The organism is Nocardia acidivorans NBRC 108247 (assembly GCF_001625085.1).
Classification (GTDB): Bacteria; Actinomycetota; Actinomycetes; order Mycobacteriales; family Mycobacteriaceae; genus Nocardia; species Nocardia acidivorans.
The window spans coordinates 189,843-208,374 of sequence record NZ_BDAW01000009.1 but is presented as its reverse complement, the minus strand read 5'-3'; the positions used below and the strand labels follow the sequence as shown (position 1 = coordinate 208,374).

General features: G+C 66.1%; 15 protein-coding genes and 1 pseudogene. 2 read left to right on the top strand and 14 right to left on the bottom strand.

Going from position 1 to position 18,532, the window contains the following annotated elements:
• Positions 1 to 13 precede the first annotated feature (13 nt).
• The gene (locus tag NA10_RS04415) at positions 14 to 1,606 is read right to left on the bottom strand and encodes a GMC family oxidoreductase (RefSeq protein ID WP_245677019.1); all 1,593 of its coding nucleotides are present in this window, start codon (positions 1,604 to 1,606) and stop codon (positions 14 to 16) included.
• A gap of 202 nt (positions 1,607 to 1,808) precedes the next feature.
• On the opposite strand from NA10_RS04415, the gene NA10_RS04410 reads away from it, so the two are divergent.
• Positions 1,809 to 2,438, top strand: coding sequence for a hypothetical protein (locus tag NA10_RS04410; RefSeq protein ID WP_157556040.1), 630 nt, complete (start codon positions 1,809 to 1,811; stop codon positions 2,436 to 2,438).
• 4 nt (positions 2,439 to 2,442) lie between these two features.
• Positions 2,443 to 3,009, top strand: a complete 567-nt coding sequence (locus tag NA10_RS04405) for a TetR/AcrR family transcriptional regulator (RefSeq protein WP_067563647.1) — start codon at positions 2,443 to 2,445, stop codon at positions 3,007 to 3,009.
• 226 nt (positions 3,010 to 3,235) lie between these two features.
• On the opposite strand, the gene nuoN is transcribed toward NA10_RS04405, so the two are convergent.
• The 13 genes and pseudogenes from nuoN to NA10_RS04345 all read right to left on the bottom strand — a co-directional run bounded on the left by nuoN (position 3,236) and on the right by NA10_RS04345 (position 18,499).
• Positions 3,236 to 4,849: an NADH-quinone oxidoreductase subunit NuoN gene (gene nuoN / locus NA10_RS04400; protein ID WP_067563644.1), complete on the bottom strand. Its 1,614-nt coding sequence runs from the start codon at positions 4,847 to 4,849 to the stop codon at positions 3,236 to 3,238.
• The gene (locus NA10_RS04395) at positions 4,846 to 6,462 is read right to left on the bottom strand and encodes an NADH-quinone oxidoreductase subunit M (protein ID WP_067563642.1); all 1,617 of its coding nucleotides are present in this window, start codon (positions 6,460 to 6,462) and stop codon (positions 4,846 to 4,848) included. The genes nuoN and NA10_RS04395 overlap by 4 nt, the downstream gene beginning before the upstream one ends.
• Entirely contained in the window at positions 6,459 to 8,330 is a 1,872-nt protein-coding gene (gene nuoL, locus NA10_RS04390; RefSeq protein WP_067563958.1) for an NADH-quinone oxidoreductase subunit L, read from the bottom strand. The genes NA10_RS04395 and nuoL overlap by 4 nt, the downstream gene beginning before the upstream one ends.
• A gap of 19 nt (positions 8,331 to 8,349) precedes the next feature.
• On the bottom strand, positions 8,350 to 8,649 hold the full coding sequence (nuoK, locus tag NA10_RS04385) for an NADH-quinone oxidoreductase subunit NuoK (RefSeq protein ID WP_067563639.1): 300 nt from the start codon (positions 8,647 to 8,649) through the stop codon (positions 8,350 to 8,352).
• A complete protein-coding gene (locus NA10_RS04380) occupies positions 8,646 to 9,548 on the bottom strand; it encodes an NADH-quinone oxidoreductase subunit J (protein ID WP_084514289.1) in 903 nt (300 codons plus the stop codon). The genes nuoK and NA10_RS04380 overlap by 4 nt, the downstream gene beginning before the upstream one ends.
• Positions 9,545 to 10,108 carry an NADH-quinone oxidoreductase subunit NuoI gene (gene nuoI / locus NA10_RS38470; RefSeq protein ID WP_281180148.1) on the bottom strand — a complete coding sequence of 188 codons (564 nt, stop codon included), beginning with the start codon at positions 10,106 to 10,108 and terminating at the stop codon, positions 9,545 to 9,547. Before nuoI ends, NA10_RS04380 begins: the two co-directional genes overlap by 4 nt.
• Positions 10,109 to 10,111: 3 nt before the next feature.
• Positions 10,112 to 11,308, bottom strand: a pseudogene (gene nuoH, locus NA10_RS38465) (NADH-quinone oxidoreductase subunit NuoH); the annotation flags it as partial.
• A gap of 7 nt (positions 11,309 to 11,315) precedes the next feature.
• Positions 11,316 to 13,781, bottom strand: coding sequence for an NADH-quinone oxidoreductase subunit G (locus tag NA10_RS04370; protein WP_084514288.1), 2,466 nt, complete (start codon positions 13,779 to 13,781; stop codon positions 11,316 to 11,318).
• Complete coding sequence (nuoF, locus tag NA10_RS04365; RefSeq protein WP_067563635.1) at positions 13,778 to 15,115, bottom strand: NADH-quinone oxidoreductase subunit NuoF; 1,338 nt, start codon at positions 15,113 to 15,115, stop codon at positions 13,778 to 13,780. The genes NA10_RS04370 and nuoF overlap by 4 nt, the downstream gene beginning before the upstream one ends.
• The gene (gene nuoE / locus NA10_RS04360; RefSeq protein WP_067563632.1) at positions 15,112 to 15,804 is read right to left on the bottom strand and encodes an NADH-quinone oxidoreductase subunit NuoE; all 693 of its coding nucleotides are present in this window, start codon (positions 15,802 to 15,804) and stop codon (positions 15,112 to 15,114) included. Before nuoE ends, nuoF begins: the two co-directional genes overlap by 4 nt.
• Positions 15,801 to 17,132 carry an NADH dehydrogenase (quinone) subunit D gene (gene nuoD / locus NA10_RS04355; RefSeq protein WP_067563630.1) on the bottom strand — a complete coding sequence of 444 codons (1,332 nt, stop codon included), beginning with the start codon at positions 17,130 to 17,132 and terminating at the stop codon, positions 15,801 to 15,803. The genes nuoE and nuoD overlap by 4 nt, the downstream gene beginning before the upstream one ends.
• The gene (locus tag NA10_RS04350) at positions 17,133 to 17,948 is read right to left on the bottom strand and encodes an NADH-quinone oxidoreductase subunit C (protein WP_084514287.1); all 816 of its coding nucleotides are present in this window, start codon (positions 17,946 to 17,948) and stop codon (positions 17,133 to 17,135) included.
• The gene (locus tag NA10_RS04345; protein ID WP_067563628.1) at positions 17,945 to 18,499 is read right to left on the bottom strand and encodes a NuoB/complex I 20 kDa subunit family protein; all 555 of its coding nucleotides are present in this window, start codon (positions 18,497 to 18,499) and stop codon (positions 17,945 to 17,947) included. The genes NA10_RS04350 and NA10_RS04345 overlap by 4 nt, the downstream gene beginning before the upstream one ends.
• Positions 18,500 to 18,532: the final 33 nt, after the last annotated feature.

Genomic DNA, 18,532 nt, shown 5'->3' with positions numbered 1-18,532 from the left:
CGAACGCACCGCATCAGGACAGGATGATCGAGGCCGCGTGTTCGCCGATCATCATGGTCGAGGCATTGGTGTTGCCGCCGACAATGCTCGGCATGATCGAGGCGTCGGCGACCCGCAGACCCTCCACCCCGCCCACCCGCAGGGTCGGGTCGACGACCGCGTGGTCGTCGACGCCCATGCGGCAGGTGCCGACGGGGTGGTAGACCGTGGTGGCCCGATTCGGGACTTGCGCGGCCAGGTCCGCACGGGTGGGGTAGCTCGGACCGGGGGAGATCTCGGCGTCCACCAGACCGCGGATCGACTGGGCGGACATGATTTCCCGGATCAGCTCCATACCGTGCACCAGAGTGTCCAGGTCGCGTTGTTCGGCCAGATAGTTCGGGTCGATGGCGGGTGCGGCGGTGGGGTCGGCCGAGGTCAGGCGCAGGGTGCCCCGGCTCTGCGGGTAGATCATGGTCGCCATGATGGTCAGCGACCGGCGAGGGTCGGGGGTGTGGCGGATCGGGGCGTCCTGATTGGGGCCGGGGTAGCCCCAGGGGAGAACGTGCAGCTGGAGGTCGGGCACATTGGTGGCCAGCGGGGTGCGCAGGAAGGCGACCACCTCGAAGACGCTGCGGGCCAGCCAGGTGCTGTTGTCGCGCAGTGACTCGCGTAGCAAGGATCGGGCGAAATAGCCTGGCGCGGAACGGTTCACGGCGGTCGGCATGGCGAAGGTCATCGGCACGAACAGGTGGTCGTGCAGGTTGTCGCCCACCGGCAGGTCGGCGACGACGTCGATGCCGAAGGCGCGCAGATGATCGGCCGGGCCGATGCCCGAGAGCATGAGCAGTTGCGGGGAGCCGAATGCGCCCGCACTGACGATCACTTCGCGATCAGCGCGCAGGACTTCGGTCCTGCGTTCGGTCCGATACTCGACGCCGGTGGCCCGTCCGTTCTCGACCAGGATTCTCACCACGTGCGTATTCGGCAGCACCGTAAGGTTTTTCGGGCGATCGTCGAGGTAGCCGACCGCGGTGCTGTAGCGCAGGCCATTGCTGTTGCTCTGCTGCAGGAGTGAGACGCCCTCCTGCTCGGCACCGTTGTAGTCGGGATTGCTTGCCACGCCGGTGGTTTCGGTGAAGGCCTGCATGAACGATTCACATGCGGGCCGGAGATCACGCGCGCGGATCACCTTAATAGGGCCCGAGCCGCCGCGGAAGTCGTTCGCGCCGTCCTCGAAGGATTCGAACTTCTTGAAGCTCGGCAGCACGTCCTGGTAGGACCAGCCGGTATTGCCCGCCGCCGCCCAATCGTCGAAGTTCTGCCGGTTGCCGCGCACGAACACCATGCCGTTGACCGAGCTGGAACCGCCGACGACCTTGCCGTGCGTCTGCGGAATGGTCCGGCCCAGCGCATGTTTCTGCTCGACGGTGTAATGCCCCCAGTCGATGATCTTCTTCAGCTGCGGCACGCTGTGCAGCGGTCCGATCATGCCGGGTTTGCGCACCAATCGGGTGTTGTCCCGCCGCCCCGCCTCGATCAACGTGACATCGGCGCCGCTGTCGGCCAGCCTGCGAGCGATGATGGCCCCGGCGCTCCCGGATCCGATGATGATGTAGTCCGCCACGACCAGCCCTTCTTGTCCATACCGTTTCGCCACGAGTCACCGCCGAGACTGGAACGTGTTGCGAAACTACTCGAAATCGGGCGCGCGGGAGTCCGATTCGATCATCCGCCGGCTCGGTTTCCGAGGCCGCAGACCCTTGCCAGCCAAAGTTAACTGCATTAACCTACAGCTAGTAATGCTAACTACACGGGAGTTGCCCACCATGTCCACCGCAGTCGCCGTTCCTCGTCCCCGCACCTCGTTGCCCGCCGTGCTCGGCATCGCCTACTCCGCCTCCTGGATCGCCGGTCTGTCCGTCGGCGCGCCCGCTCCGGTATTCGCCGATTCCGGCAGCGACATCATTCGCGAATTGTCCGGTCACACCGGCGCTTTCGCCGTGCAGTTCCTGCTGACCGAAGGGCTGCCCGCCATCGGTTTGGCGGTCGTCTCGCTGGCGCTGGCTCGTGCGACTCGCTCACCGCTCGCGGCCCGGATCGCCGCGGTGACAGGTGTTGCGGCAGCATTGATTTCATTCACCCAGTTCCTGCTCGGACTGACCTTGGCGCGCACCGGTTCCCCCGACTCCGCGCATCTGCTCTTCGAGCTGGTGAGCCGGTTCGACGGGGTGAAGATGTTCCTGCTGGCGGGACTCGCGGTCGCGGCGGTGCTGTCCGGGCTGCTGCCGCGCTGGTTGAACTTCACGGCGATCGCCCTGGCGGTGACGATCATCGCTTCCGGGGTCGGGTATCTGTTCCTGATCCAGGGCCTGGCTACGCTGGCCTACGTGTCCGGACCGCTGCTGCTCATAGTCATCACCGGGACCGGTGTCGTCCTGGGTCGAAAGGACCGGTAGCCGCGTGCCGCGTGCCGGTCTCACTCCCGAGCGAATCATCGCCGAAGCCGCGGTCGTCGCGGACGAGGTGGGTCTGGACCGACTCACCTTGGCCGCGGTGGCGCAGCGCTGCGGCGTCTCCCTCCCCGGGCTCTACAAGCACATCGACAACCTCGACGCCGTAAAGCGCGGTATCGCAGTACTTTCCGTCGGCGAACTGACCACCGTCCTGGCCGACGCCACCGCCGGACTCTCCGACCGCGACGCCCTGCGCGCCATCTGCACCGCCTACCGCGCCTACGCCCGCACCCACCCCGGCCGCTACACCGCCGGCATAGTCGCCCCCGCCGCCGACGACGCCACCTACATCCAGGTGGCAACTCGCGCCTACCAGGTCCTCACCGCCGCCCTCCGCGGCTACCACCTCTCCGACACCGACCTCGTCCACGCCGTCCGCATGGTCCGCACCATCTGCCACGGCATGGTCACCCTCGAATCCGCCGGCGGCTTCGGCCTCCCCGAATCCGTGGACGACACCTTCGAGCGGTTGCAGGACGCACTGGACACCGAACTCCGCGCCACGGCGCACTGATCAAGAAAGGAAATCGACCGGGAACGACCACACATGGCAGGTTCGGCAACGAAAACGCGGCACACCGGCGACCGTTTCCGGTCGCCGACTGGTGAAAGAGGTCAGACGGCAGCGACCGGCGATCGGGCCGTGGCGCTGGCGGTGGAGCGTGGTTGATCAGGCCGCGACAACTGCGAAAAGGTAAGGCCCGCAGCGGGAGTCGCTGCGGGCCTGGGATGGTCGGGGGTCAGTGCGCGAAGGTCGCGGCGTGTTCGGCCAGGTCCAGGAGTGGTTGGGGGAAGATGCCCAGGACGAGGGTGGCGGCCGCGGTCAGGGCGATGACGGTTGTTGTGAGGGTGGGGGATACGAGGGTTGGGGCGCTGGTCGGGGCATCGGTGAAGAACATGAGCACGATGACGCGGATGTAGAAGAAGGCGGCGATGGCGCTGCTCAGGACGCCGACGATCACCAGGGAGGACATGCCGCCGGAGGAGGCCGCCGCGAAGACGCTGAACTTGGCGATGAAGCCGCTGGTCAGCGGGATGCCCGCGAAGGAGAGCAGAAACAGGGAGAAGATGGTCGCCAGCCAGGGGGAGCGGCGGCCCATTCCGGCCCAGGCAGGGAGACCCGTTGCCTCGTCACCGTTTTCGTCGCGAACCAGCGTGACGACGGCGAAGGCCCCGAGGGTGCCGAGGCCGTAGACCGCCAGGTAGAACAGCACCGAAGAGACGCCGGAGTCGTTCGCCGCCACCAGCGCGGTGAGAATGAAACCGGCGTGCGCCACCGACGAATACGCGAGCATGCGCTTCATATCGGTCTGGGTGATGGCCAGCACGGCACCGACCACCATGGTGGCAATGGCGACGGCCGCCAAGATCGGTCGCCAGTCATTGCGCAACCCGGGTACGGCGACGTACAGCAGGCGCAGTAGCGCACCGACGGCGGCGATTTTGGTTGCGGCGGCCATGAATCCGGTGATCGGGGTCGGCGCACCCTGGTAGACGTCCGGCACCCAGGACTGGAACGGCACCGCACCGATCTTGAAGAGCAGACCCACCGCCAGCAGGGCCACACCGAGAATGGCCAGGGTGTGCGAATTGCTGGTATCCCGCGCCACCGCCTCGGTGATCCCGGACAGTCGCACCGTCCCGGCGTATCCGTACAGCAGCGCCATCCCGTAGAGGAAGAACGCCGACGAGAACGCGCCCAGCAGGAAGTACTTCAGCGCCGCCTCCTGCGAGAGCAGCCGGCGGCGGCGAGCCAGCCCGCACAGCAGGTACAGCGGCAGCGAAAGCACTTCCAGCGCAACGAACATGGTCAGCAGATCATTGGAGGCCGGGAAGAGCATGAGCCCGGCCACCGCCATCAAGGTGAGCGGGAAGACCTCGGTGGTCGCGACCCCGGCCTTGGTGGCGGCGAGCTCGTCGGAGCTGCCGGGCATGGCCGCGGCCTGCGGCGCGAACGCATCCACCCCGCGCGACGCGGCCAGACTCCAGGTGCCCGGCCCCTCCTTGTGCACCGGCAGCCGATCCGCCCGCCGCTCGGCGATGAGCAGCAGCCCGAGAATCGACACCACCAGAATGGTGCCCTGCAGGAACAGCGTCACACCGTCGATGGCGACCGCGCCCGACACAGCCGTCGAATTGGTCCCGCGCAGCCCGATCACCGCGCCGAGCGCGACGCCCATCCCGCCGAGTCCGAGGATCAAATGGATCCCGTACCGGGATTGCCTGGGCGCGAACGCCTCCACCAGCACCCCGGCCACGGCGAAACCGAAGACGATCAACATGGGGGAGAGATCGCGGTATTCGATACTCGGTGCGGGTACGGCCGCGGCGAGAATCAGGGGTGTAGCACTCACTTGTGAGCACCTCCGCTAGATGTCTGGGCGGCTTCGGGTTTCACGGCCGGAGCCGGATCATGCTGCCCGATGGTGGTGAGGGTCCGCGCCACCGCCGGATCGATCCGATCGAGGACGGGTTTGGGGTACGCGCCCAAGAACAGCAGCGCGGCGATCAGCGGCGCCACCACCAGCATTTCGCGCGGCAGCAGATCGTAGAGCCGCTCATTGCCCTTCTTCACCGGCCCGGTCATCATGCGCTGGTACATCCACAGGATGTAGAGCGCGGCGAGAACCAGTGCGGTGGAGGCGAATACGGCCGCGATCGGGTATCGGGTGAACGTCCCGATCAACACCATGAACTCACTGATGAACGGTGCGAGCCCGGGCAGCGAGAGCGTGGCCAGACCGGAGATGAAAAAGGTCCCGGCCAGGATCGGGGCGACCTTCTGCACCCCGCCGTATTCGGCGATGAGCCGGGTTCCCCTGCGCGAGACCAGGAATCCCGCGATCAGGAACAGCGCCGCGGTGGAGATCCCGTGGTTGACCATGTACAGCGTCGCCCCGGTCCCGCCCTGCGTGGTGAGCGCGAAGATGCCGAGAATGATGAAGCCGAAGTGCGAGATCGAGGTGTAGGCGATGAGCCGCATGACATCGGTCTGCCCGATGGCCAGCAGCGCACCGTAGATAATCCCGATCACCGCGAGCACGCAGATCACCGGCGCGTACGTCGAAGTGGCCGAGGGGAACAGCAGCAGGCAGTAGCGCAGCATGCCGAACGTTCCGACCTTGTCGACCACCGCCATCATGAGCACCGCACTGGCCGGAGTGGCCGAGACCGCCGCATCGGGCAGCCAGGTGTGCAGCGGCCACAGCGGAGCCTTCACCGCGAACGCGAACAGGAAGCCGAGGAACAACGCGTTCAACACCACCGGCCCGGCGCCGAGCTGCCCGGAGTTGGCGGCGTGCATGACGGTCCGGAAGTCGAAGGTGCCGCTTCCGTTGGCGCCCAACTTCTCCCGCGCGGTCAGCACATACAGTCCGATGACCGCCGCCAGCATGATCAATCCGCCGAACAGGTTGTACAGCAGGAATTTCACCGCCGCCCGGGACCGCTGCGCCCGCACCGCCGCATCACCGGTCCGCGGTCCGAAGCCGCCGATGAGGAAGTACATCGGAATGAGCATGACCTCGAAGAACACGTAGAACAGCAGGATGTCCAGGGAGGTGAAGGAGATCAGCACCATGGATTCCACTACCAGCATGAGCGCCACGTAGTAGTGCACCACCCGCGGCCCGTTGCCGACCTCGCGTTCGTCCTGCCAGCCCGCGAGCATGAGCAGCGGCATGAGCCCGGCGGTCAACAGCACCAGCACCAAGGCGATGCCGTCCATACCGAGCGTGTAGCCCGCCCCGAAGGCCGGAATCCACTCCCGCGATTCCACGAATTGGTATTGCGCGCCACCGCTTTCGAACTGGGTGGCCAGCCAGATCGCCACCCCGAGCGTGCCCAGCGATACCGCGAGCGCGAACGATCGCGCCCCGGTGCGCCAGGCGCCGGGGAAGAACAGCACCAGCGCGGCCCCGACCAGCGGAACCGCCCACAGCGTCGTCAGCCAGGGAAAGTCACTCAAAACAACCTCACCGCCAGCAGGGCGGCGGCCACCAGTGCCGCGCCGGTGAACATGGACAGGGCGTACGAGCGCACGAAACCGGTCTGTACCCGCCGGACCCGCGCGGACAGGCCGCCGATGACGGCGGCGGTGGTGTTGACCAACCCGTCGATTCCGCGATTGTCGACGAACACCAGCGAGCGGGTCACATGCTGGCCGGGCCGCATGAAGGCGGCCTCGTTGAACGCGTCGCCGTAGAGATCCTGGCGCGCCGCCTGGGTGAGAGGCGTTCCGGCAGGGGCGGTTTCGGGAATCGGATGCGTCGCGTACTGGTCGTAGGCCACCCACGCGCCCGCCGCGACGACCGCGAGGGCGAAGAAGGTGATGGCCCACACCGGGATGATCGGCTCACCGTGATGGGTTCCCACGACCGGAGCCAGCCAGTTCTGCAGCGACGAACCGTAGGCGAGCAGCGCACCCGAGGCGACCGAGCCGAAGGCGAGCAGAATCATCGGCCCGGTCATGGAGGCCGGGGCCTCGTGCGGGTGAGTGCCTTCCTTCCAGCGCTTTTCACCGAAGAACGTCAGCAGCATGACGCGGGTCATGTAGAACGCGGTGATCCCCGCGCCCGCCAGCGCCGCCAGTCCGGTGATGATGCCACCGAATCCGCCGTGCGCGAAGGCCGCCTCGATAATCCGATCCTTGGACCAGAATCCGGCGAACGGCGGAATGCCGAGAATCGCCAGGTATCCCAGTCCGAAGGTGACGTAGGTGATCGGCAGCAGCTTGCGCAATCCGCCGTACCGCCGCATATCGGTCTCGTCGTCCATGGCGTGCATGACCGAGCCCGCGCCGAGGAATAGTCCGGCCTTGAAGAATCCGTGCGTGAGCAGATGCATGATGGCCGCCGCGTATCCGACCGGGCCGAGACCCGCGGCGAGAATCATGTATCCGATCTGGCTCATGGTCGACGCGGCCAGGGCCTTCTTGATGTCGTCCTTGGCGCAACCGATGATCGCGCCGTAGAGCAGTGTGATCGCACCGACCGCCATGACCGCGGCCTGCGCGCCCGGAGCCAGATCGAAGATCGGATTGGACCGCGCGATCAGATACACACCGGCGGTGACCATGGTGGCCGCGTGGATGAGCGCCGACACCGGCGTCGGACCCTCCATCGCGTCCCCGAGCCAGGCTTGCAGCGGCACCTGAGCGGACTTACCGCACGCACCCAGCAGCAGCAGAAGCCCTATGGCGGTGACGGTTCCGGAGCTCGCCTGATGCGCCGCACCGAAGACGGTCCGGAAGTCGATGCTCCCGAACGTCGCGAACATGATCATCAGCGCGATGGCCAAACCCATATCGCCGACGCGGTTCACGATGAATGCCTTCTTAGCGGCCGTCGCGGCCGAAGCCTTGTGATACCAGAATCCGATGAGCAGATACGAGGCCAGACCCACGCCCTCCCACCCGAGATACAGCACCAGGTAGTTGTCCGCGAGCACCAGCACCAGCATGGCCGCCAGGAACAGATTCAGGTACGCGAAGAACCTGCGCCGCCCCGGATCATGCGACATGTAGCCGATCGAATAGATGTGGATCAGCGATCCGACACCGGTGATCAGCAGCGCGAAACACATCGACAGCTGATCCAATTGCAGTGCGGCGTCGACCTTGAGCCCCGTCACCGGCAACCAGCTGAACAGGCTGTAGTGCACGGCCCGGGTGGCATCGGAGCGACCCAGCATGTCGGAGAACGCCCACGCCGCGACGCCGAAGGAGCCCAGCGCCATGACGGTTCCGACGATATGCCCCCATGTATCGCTGACTCGACCCATCAGCAGGAGGAAGACGGCGCCGCCGAGCGGCAGCGCGGGCAGCAGCCACAGCATCATCTGTGCGGTATCCACCTCAGTACCTCAGCAGATTCGCATCGTCGACCGAGGTCGAGCGGCGGGCACGGAAGATGGTCATGATGATGGCCAGTCCGACAACGACTTCGGCGGCGGCGACCACCATGGTGAAGAAGGCGAACACCTGCCCGTCGAGATTGGCGTGCAGCCGGGCGAAGGTGACGAAGGCCAGATTCACCGCATTGAGCATGAGCTCGATGCACATGAAGACCACGATCGCATTGCGCCGCACCAGCACTCCGGCCGCGCCGATGGTGAAGAGCAGGGCGGAGAGGTACAGATAGTTGTCCGGGTTCACCGCAAGCCTTCCTCGGGAGAATCGTTGTCGCCGTTGCCGTTCCCGGCGGTGCGCATCACGTCGGCCGAGCCGGCGGTGCGCACCACGTCGGCCGAGCCGACAGTGCGCATCACGTCGGCCGAGCCGACAGTGCGCATCACCGCCTCTTCGTGCGCGCGGTTGCGGCGGTGTCGCAGAATGCTGCTGACCGACAGCTCCTCGAAGGAGCCGTCCGGCAGTCGAGCCGGTGCGTCGACGGCATTGTGGCGGGCGTACACACCGGGCGTCGGCAGCGGCGTGACCCGCTTACCGTCCCGGAACCGCTCCTTGGACAGCGTGCGCTGATCGGTGCGCGGGCCGAACTTCTCGCGATGCGCGAGCACCATGGCGCCGATGGTCGCGGTGATGAGCAGTGAACCGGTCAGCTCGAACGCCCACACGTAGCGCACGAAGATGAGTTCCGCGAGCGCGCCGATGGTGTCGTTGCCACCCAGGCCCGGACCGGTGGTCGCCACGCTGGTCTCGTTCATACCGCGTGCGACCGCGGCGATCACCAGCATGCCGAAGCCGATGCCGACGATCAGCACCGCGATCCGCTGCCCGCGCAAGGTCTCTCGCAGCGATTCCGAGGAGTCGACGCCGACCAACATGAGCACGAACAGGAACAGCATCATGACCGCGCCGGTGTAGACCACGATCTGCACGATGCCCAGGAACAGCGCGTTCTCGGCGATGTAGAACGCCGACAGCGTGATCATGGTGGCGGCCAGGCACAGCGCGGAGTGCACGGCCTTGCGCGCGCACACCATGCCGAGCGCGCCGACCACCGCGATCACCGCCAGAATCCAGAACTGCACGGCCTCACCGGTGGAGGTGTGCGTGACCAGCTGCTGAGCGGGCTGGGCCAGGAGCGAGGTCATTTCTTCGTCCCTCCTTCGACTCCGGCGAGTTCGCTCGGCGCACCGGGCACTTCGCCGCGGTAGTAGGACCCCTCGTCCGCGCCCGGGTACATGGCGTGCGGTGCGGGGGCCATACCCGGCTCCATCGGTGCGAGCAGATTCTGCTTCTCGTAGATCAGGTCCGCGCGATTGTCATCGGCCAGCTCGTACTCGTTGGTCATGGTCAACGCGCGAGTCGGGCAGGCTTCGATGCACAGGCCGCAGCCGATGCAGCGCAGATAGTTGATCTGGTACACGCGGCCGTAGCGCTCACCGGGGGAGTAGCGCTCCTCCTCGGTGTTGTCCGCGCCCTCGACGAAGATCGCGTCCGCCGGGCAGGCCCACGCGCACAGCTCGCAGCCGATGCACTTCTCCAGTCCGTCCGGATGCCGATTGAGTTGGTGCCGACCGTGATACCGCGGCTGGGTCGGTGTCTTGACCTCCGGGTACAGCTCGGTATTGGGCTTCTTGAACATGGTGGAGGCGGTGACATAGAACCCGCCGAGCGGCTCCAGCAGACCGGGCTTGGGCGTCGAGGCCATGGGTTCGGCGGGCATGGGCGGTACCGGGAAGTCCGAATACTTGCTGGTCGCTTCGGCGTCGGGTGCGGCCTTGCTGCGGTCGTCGCCCGCGTGCCCTGCCTTGAGCACCAATCCGATCAGCAACGCGGCGACCACGATTCCGCCGATGATCATGCCGGTGCGCTGGATGTGGATGCCCTCGTTCTCCAGCGCGCGCATGCTCGCCACGAACATGACCCAGGCCAGCGATACCGGAATCAGCAGCTTCCAGCCCAGATTCATGAACTGGTCGTAGCGCAGTCGGGGCAGCGTGCCGCGCAACCAGATGAAGACGAACAGGAACACCCACACCTTAGCGGTGAACCAGATCATCGGCCACCACCCGGAATTCGCGCCCGCCCACAGGCTGATCGGGAACGGCGCGTGCCAGCCGCCGAAGAAGAGCGTGGTGGCCAGCGCCGAGACCGTCCCCATATTGATGTACTCGGCCATCATGAACATGGCGAACTTCAGCGAGGAGTACTCGGTGTGGAAACCGCCGACCAGCTCGCCCTCGGCCTCGGGGAGGTCGAAGGGCGCGCGGTTGGTCTCACCGACCATGGACACCGCGTAGATCAGAAAGGACGGCAGCAGCAGGAACACATACCAGGTTCCGAACTGCGCCTTGACGATTGCCGAGGTGGCCATGGAACCCGAGAGCAGGAAGACCGCCGCGAAGCACAGCGCCATGGCGATCTCATAGGAGATCACCTGCGCGGTGGAGCGCAGCCCACCCAGCAGCGGATAGGTCGAACCGGAGGCCCAGCCCGCCAACACGATTCCGTACACGCCCACCGAGGCCATGGCCAGGATGTAGAGCACACCCACCGGCATATCGGTCAACTGCAACGGCGTGCGATGCCCGAACATGCTGACCTCGGGGCCGAACGGGATCACCGCGAACGCCATCACGGCCGGGATCAGCGAGATGATCGGCGCGAGAATGAAGATCGGCTTGTCGACGATGGCCGGGATGATGTCCTCTTTGAGGAGCATCTTCACGCCGTCGGCGATCGATTGCAGGGATCCGCGCGGTCCGACCCGGTTGGGCCCGACGCGCATCTGCATGAATGCCACGATCTTGCGTTCGGCGTACACCGCGATCATCGGGATCAGCAGCAGGAAGACGAAGATGCCGATGGATTTGATCAGCACCAGCCACCACGGATCGTGGCCGAACATACTCAAGTCACTCACGGTGGTCCTCCCGACGGATGCGCACGACGTGGCCGGGTGTGGTGCCGAGCTGCACCAGCACATCGGCCCCGGGGGAATTCATGGGCAGCCATACGACCCGGTCCGGCATCTCGGTGATGATGAGCGGGAGGGTGATATGGCCGTGGTCATTGCCGACCGTCACCGGATCGCCGGTGGTGGCGCCGATTTCGGCGGCGGTGTCGTGCGAGAGCCGCACCACCGGCGGGCGGGCGGTCCCGGCGAGATTGGGTTCGCCGTCCTGCAATTTGCCGCGATCGATGAGCATGCGCCAGGCGGACAGGATCGCCGTGCCCGAAGTGGGCTGCGGCAGGGGATGCGGCCGGTGCACCGGGGTCGCCGCGGCCGGTCCGTCCCAGGTACCGAGATCCGCCAATTCGGCTCGGGCACTGGAGACATCGGGCAGGCCGAGGCGAACGCCCATCTCGTGCGCGATGGCGTCCAGGACACGATGCTCGGGCATGGGCGCGGATTCGCGGCGCACGGTGGAGTCGCGCAGCGCGGCCTCGAACTGGCGATGGCGGCCCTCCCATGTGAGGAAGGTGCCCGCCTTCTCCATGGCCGAGGCCACCGGGAACACCACATCGGCGCGATCGCTGATATCGCTGGCCCGAAGCTCCAGGCTGACAACGAAACTCGCGGCGTCGATGGCGGTGAGCGCGGCATGCGGATCCGGCATATCGCCGACCTCGACACCGCCGATGAGCAGTGCGCCCAGGGTGGGCGCGGCGGCCAGGATGGCGCTGGTATCGCGGCCCGGTTTCATGGGCAGCTCATCCGAGCCCCAGGCTTCGCGAACCTGGTGGCGCGCAACCGGATCGGCGACCGGGCGACCACCCGGGAGCAGGACCGGCAGTGCGCCCGCCTCGAGAGCTCCGCGCTCGCCCGCGCGGCGCGGAATCCAGGCCAGCTTGGCTCCGGTGTCATCGGCCAGGCGGGCCGCGGCGGACAGGCCGCCCGGAATACCGCCGAGTCGTTCGCCCACCAGGATCAGCGCACCGGGTTCGCGCAGCAGGGTGGCGATGTGCTCCAGATGACCGGGAGCCACCGCGACGGAATCGGTTTCACCCGTCCGGATGGCCTCGAGCAGATGCGGTTCGGCGCCCGGAGCCGTCGGCAGCAGTGTCCCGTTCATGCGCTGGAGGCCGCGGGTGGTGTACGGCGCGAGCGAATAGATTTCGGTGCCGTGCTTGCGGGCGGCCTTGCGCAGGCGCAGGTAGACGATCGGCGATTCTTCCTCGGCCTCGAAGCCGGCGAACACCACGATCGGGGCGCGCTCCAAGGCTTCGTAGTCGACCGTAATGCCCTGCCCGGCGATCCGGGCGGCCAGAAAATCGGCCTCCTCCGCCGAATGCTCGCGAGCGCGGAAGTCGATGTCATTGGTGGCCAGGCCGATGCGCGCGAACTTGGCGTAGGCGTAGGCGTCCTCCATGGTCACGCGACCGCCGACCAGCACGCCCGCGTTCCCGCGCGCCGCGGCCAGCCCCCGTGCGGCATGCGCGATGGCCTCGGACCACGAAGCGGGTTGCAGGGTGCCGTCCCAGGTGCGCACAAGGGGAGTGGTGAGCCGATCCCGTTCGGTGGCGTACTGGAAGGCGAAGCGGCCCTTATCGCAGTTCCACTCCTCATTGACCTGCGGATCGTCACCGGCCAAGCGGCGCATGACCTTTCCGCGCCGATGATCGGTGCGCTGGGCACAGCCCGAGGCGCAGTGTTCGCACACCGCCGGGCTGGACACCAGGTCGAACGGCCGGGCGCGGAAGCGATAGGTGCTGCCGGTGAGCGCGCCCACCGGGCAGATCTGCACGGTATTGCCCGAGAAATAGGAGTCCATCGGCTCCCCGGCGGCAATGCCGACCTGTTGCAGCGCACCGCGATCCATCAACTCGATGAATGGATCGCCCGCCACCTGCTGCGAGAACCGGGTGCACCGCGCGCACAGCACGCAGCGCTCCCGATCGAGCAGAATCGCCGAGGACAGCGGAATCGGCTTGGGATAGGTCCGCTTCTCGCCGTCGAACCGCGATTCGGCCCGCCCGCTGGACATGGCCTGGTTCTGCAGCGGGCATTCGCCGCCCTTATCGCAGACCGGGCAATCCAGGGGATGATTGATGAGCAGCAGCTCCATCACCCCCTCCTGCGCCTTCTCCGCTGCGGGAGAGGACAACTGGGTGTGGATCACCATGCCTTCGCTGACCGTCTGGGTGCAGGAGGCAACCGGCTTGCGCTGCCCCTCCACCTCGACCAGACACTGACGGCACGCACCCACCGGATCGAGCAGCGGGTGATCACAGAACCGGGGGATCTGCACACCGATCAGCTCGGCGGCCCGGATGACCAATGTGCCCGCGGGCACGGAAACCGTTGTGCCATCGATGATTACGCTCACCATTTCGGTGGGGGTAACCCCGCTGGTATTGGAGTTCGCTATGGCTGTCATCGCGCTCCTTCAGCCCAGGCGGTGGACCGGGCCGGGTCGAACGGGCATGCGCCGAGGCGGATGTGCTCGACGTACTCGTCGCGGAAGTACTTCAGGGAGGAGAAGATCGGGCTCGCCGCACCGTCACCGAGGGCGCAGAAGGATTTGCCATTGATGTTGTCGGCGATATCCATCAGCTTGTCGAGATCGGTCTCGTCGCCGGTGCCCTTCTCCAGGCGCTCGAGCAGCTGGACCAGCCAGTAGGTGCCCTCGCGGCAGGGCGTGCACTTGCCACAGGATTCGTGGGCGTAGAACTCGGTCCAGCGCAGTACGGCGCGCACCACACAGGTGGTGTCGTCGAAGATCTGCAAGGCCTTGGTGCCCAACATGGATCCGGCGGCGGCGACACCCTCGTAGTCGAGGGGGACGTCCAGATGCTCATCGGTGAAGATCGGGGTGGAGGAGCCGCCCGGGGTCCAGAACTTGAGGGTGTGCCCCTCGCGGACGCCGCCCGCATGAGTCAGCAACTCGCGCAGGGTGATTCCCAGGGCCGCCTCATACTGCCCCGGTCGCGTCACGTGACCGGAGAGCGAGTAGAGGGTGAAGCCCGGGGACTTCTCACTGCCGAAGGACCGGAACCAATCCACGCCATTGGCGAGAATCGACGGGACCGAGGCGATGGACTCCACATTGTTGACCACGGTCGGGCAGGCGTACAGACCCGCCACGGCCGGGAATGGCGGGCGCAGCCGCGGCTGACCGCGACGACCCTCCAGCGAATCCAGGAGTGCGGTCTCCTCACCGCATATGTACGCGCCCGCACCGGCGTGCACGATAACCTCGAGGTTGTAGCCCGAGCCCTTGATATTGTCGCCGAGATACCCTGCGGCATAAGCCTGTTCGACCGCGGCCTGCAAACGCCGCAGCACCGGAACGACCTCGCCGCGCACGTAGATGAAGGCGTGCGAGGCGCGAATCGCGTACGAGGCGATGATCACGCCCTCGATGAGTGCGTGCGGACTCGCCAGCATGAGCGGAATGTCCTTGCACGTACCGGGTTCGGACTCATCGGCATTGACCACCAGGTAGTGCGGTTTGGTCACCCCGTCTGGGCCGGGCCCCTGCGGGATGAATCCCCACTTCAGTCCGGTCGGGAAGCCCGCGCCACCGCGTCCGCGCAGACCGGAGTCCTTGACGGTCGCGATCACCTCGTCGGGCTGCATGCGCAATGCCTTGGGCAGTCCGCGATACCCGCCCTGGCTGCGATACGCCGCCAGGGTCCAGGAATCGGGTTCGGCCCAGTATTTGGAGAGCACCGGGGTCAGTCCCCGCGGGGCGGCCTGGGTCTGGGTCACTTCCCGCCTCCGTTCGAATCCTGTTCGGCCACTCGCAGACCCGCGAGGGTCGCGGGGCCGGGTGCGCCATCGGTGGCGCCGGGGCGCGTGTCCGGATAGCCGGCGAGAATGCGCGCGGTATCGCGGAACTTGCACAGCGGAATACCGCTGCGCGTACCTGTCACCTCATCACCCTTGCGCAGCGAATCCACCATGGCCCGTGCCGATTCCGGGGTCTGGTTGTCGAAGAACTCCCAATTGACCATGACCACGGGCGCGTAATCGCAGGCGGCATTGCACTCGATGTGTTCGAGGGTGACCGCGCCGTCGGCTGTGGTCTCCCCGTGCTTGATTCCCAAATGCTGCTTCAGTTCCGCGTAGATCTCATCGCCGCCCATGACCGCGCACAGCGTGTTGGTGCACACCCCGACGTGATAGTCGCCGGTGCGCCCGCGCCGATACATGGAGTAGAAGGTGGCGACCGCGGTCACCTCGGCATCGGTCAATCCCAGCTGCTCGGCACAGAATTCGATACCGGTGCCCGAGACGTAGCTCTCCACCGATTGCACGAGGTGCAGAAGGGGCAGCAGTGCCGAACGCGGATGCGGATACCGCGCGATGATCTCCTTGGCCTCCACCTGGAGCCGGTCGTGCACCGGCTGCGGATACGGGATGGGGCGCACGCTCAGGTTGAGAAGAATCTCTGTCAACGGTCCACTCCGCCCATGACGGGATCGATACTGGCCACCGCGGCGATCACATCGGCGACCAGGCCGCCCTCGCACATTGCCGCCACCGCTTGCAGATTCGTGAACGAGGGGTCGCGGTAGTGCACCCGGTACGGCCGAGTGCCGCCGTCGCTCACCATGTGCACGCCGAGCTCACCGCGCGGGGACTCCACCGCCACGTACACCTGGCCGGGCGGAACCCGCAGGCCCTCGGTGACGAGTTTGAAGTGGTGGATGAGCGATTCCATCGACTTGCCCATGATATTGCCGATGTGCTCCGGCGAATTGCCCAGACCGTCCGGCCCCAGTTGCAGATCGGCCGGCCAGGCGATCTTCTTGTCCGCCACCATGACCGGGCCCGGTCGCAGCTTGTCCAGGCATTGCTCGATGATCTTGAGCGATTCCTTCATCTCGTTCACCCGAATGAGGTAGCGGCCGTAGCAGTCGCAGCCGGTATCGGTCATGACATCGAATTCGTAGGTCTCATAACCGCAATACGGCTGGGCCTTGCGCAGATCGTGCGGCAGACCGGTGGAGCGCAGCACCGGGCCGGTAACGCCCAGCGCCATACAGCCGGTCAGATCGAGCACACCGACATTGCGGGTGCGAGCCTTCCAAATGGGGTTCTCATTGAGCAGCAGTTCCATATCCCGCAGCCGCTTGGGCATGAGATCGAGTAGTTCGCGCACCTTGGCGACGCCATCGTCGGGCAGATCCTGCGACACACCACCGGGCCGGATATACGCGTGATTCATGCGCAATCCGGTGATGTTCTCGAAGACGTCGAGAATCAGTTCGCGCTCGCGGAATCCGAACAGCATGGGCGTCAGCGCGCCCAATTCCATACCGCCGGTGGCCAGCGCCACCAGATGCGAGGATATGCGATTGAGTTCCATGAGCATGACGCGAATGACATTGGCGCGCTCGGGAATATCGTCGGTGATGCCGAGCAGCTTCTCCACGCCCAGGCAGTACGCCGTCTCATTGAAGAACGGCGACAGGTAGTCCATGCGCGTGACGAACGTGACGCCCTGCACCCAGCTGCGGTATTCCAGATTCTTCTCGATCCCGGTGTGCAGGTAGCCGATACCGCACCTGGCCTCGGTGACCGTCTCGCCCTCGATCTCCAGAATCAGCCGTAGCACCCCGTGCGTACTGGGGTGCTGTGGGCCCATATTCACGACTATGCGTTCCTCGGCGGCCCCGTCCAGGGCAGCGGAGATTTCGTCCCAGTCATTGCCGCCGACCGTGATGACGCGTTCCGGTCGTTCCGCGGTTTCCGGACGGGACTGGATATCTGTGTCGTTCATTTAGCTGTACGCCCTCCGCTCGTCGGGCGGCGGGATACGCGCGCCCTTGTATTCGACCGGGATCCCGCCGAGCGGGTAATCCTTGCGCTGGGGGTGACCGCGCCAGTCATCGGGCATCGAAATCCTGGTCAGCGACGGGTGACCGTCGAACAGGATGCCGAAGAAGTCGTAGGTCTCGCGCTCGTGCCAATCCGTGGTCGGGTACACCGAATACAGCGAGGGCATGTGCGGATCCGCGTCCGGAATCGACACCTCCAGGCGCACCCGGCGATTGTGGGTGATGGAGTTCAGGTGGTAGACCGCGTGCAATTCGCGGCCGGAGTCCTCCGGGAAATGGGCGCCGTTCACGCCCAGGCAGAGTTCGAAACGCAGTTTCTCGTTGTCGCGCAATGTCTTCGCCACCACGGGCAGGTGTTCGCGCCGCACGTGCAGGGTCAGTTCGTCCCGGAAGACCACGATCTTCTCGATGGCATCCTCGAAGCGGACGCTCGACACCGCGAGCACATCGTGCAGGATCGCGACCAACTCGTCGAAGTAGCCGCCGTACGGGGGAGCGCTGCCGCCGGGCAGGCTGACCGTGCGTACCAGCCGACCGTAGCCGGAGGTGTCGCCGGTGCCGGTGACACCGAACATGCCCTTGCGCACGCCGATCACCTCATCGGCGGGTGCGGCGGATTCCGTTGCGCCAGGCTCGATCTCACCCGCCGCGAGCTGCTCCTCCACCGGCTCGGGTTCGGGCTTCTGATTGGATTCCCCATGCGATTTCACGGCGTCCTCCGGGGGGCTCTCCGTACCGATGGGTGCATCGAAGGTCATCGCAGCAGCCCCTTCATCTGAATGGTGGTGGGGCTGGCGAGGGCGGCGGCCTCGGCGGCGCGCACGGCCTCCTCGCGGTTCACGCCGAGCGGCATCTCCTGAATCTTCTCGTGCAGCTTCAGGATCGCGTTCAACAGCATCTCCGGGCGCGGCGGGCAGCCGGGCAGGTAGATGTCCACCGGCACAACGTGATCCACACCCTGTACGACGGCGTAATTGTTGAACATGCCGCCCGAGGATGCGCAGACCCCCATGGCCAGCACCCATTTCGGTTCCGTCATCTGGTCGTAGACCTGACGCAGGACGGGGGCCATCTTCTGGCTCACCCGTCCGGCGACGATCATCAGATCGGCCTGGCGCGGTGAGGCGCGGAACGCCTCCATACCGAAGCGGGCGATATCGAATCGCCCGCCGCCCGTGGCCATCATCTCGATCGCGCAGCAGGCCAGACCGAATGTGGCCGGCCACAGCGAACTCTTGCGCATATAGCCGGCGAAATCTTCCACCGTGCTCAGCAGGAAGCCGCTGGGCAGTTTCTCCTCGAGACCCATGTCGAACTACATCTCCCGGATCGGAGCGCCCCG

Bases quoted from the DNA above. Each gene is read 5' to 3' on its own strand.
- NA10_RS04410 (WP_157556040.1), top strand. From the start codon at position 1,809: ATGTCCACCGCAGTCGCCGTTCCTCGTCCCCGCACCTCGTTGCCCGCC.
- nuoL (WP_067563958.1), bottom strand. From the start codon at position 8,330: ATGCTGTGGCTGCTGCCCGCGCTGCCGCTCGGCGGCGCCGTCTTCCTC.
- NA10_RS04380 (WP_084514289.1), bottom strand. From the start codon at position 9,548: ATGACCTCGCTCCTGGCCCAGCCCGCTCAGCAGCTGGTCACGCACACC.
- nuoI (WP_281180148.1), bottom strand. From the start codon at position 10,108: ATGGCCTCGACGCCCAAGCCCGGTCTGCTGGAGCCGCTCGGCGGGTTC.
- NA10_RS04370 (WP_084514288.1), bottom strand. From the start codon at position 13,781: ATGACAGCCATAGCGAACTCCAATACCAGCGGGGTTACCCCCACCGAA.
- nuoD (WP_067563630.1), bottom strand. From the start codon at position 17,132: ATGAACGACACAGATATCCAGTCCCGTCCGGAAACCGCGGAACGACCG.
- NA10_RS04350 (WP_084514287.1), bottom strand. From the start codon at position 17,948: ATGACCTTCGATGCACCCATCGGTACGGAGAGCCCCCCGGAGGACGCC.
- NA10_RS04345 (WP_067563628.1), bottom strand. From the start codon at position 18,499: ATGGGTCTCGAGGAGAAACTGCCCAGCGGCTTCCTGCTGAGCACGGTG.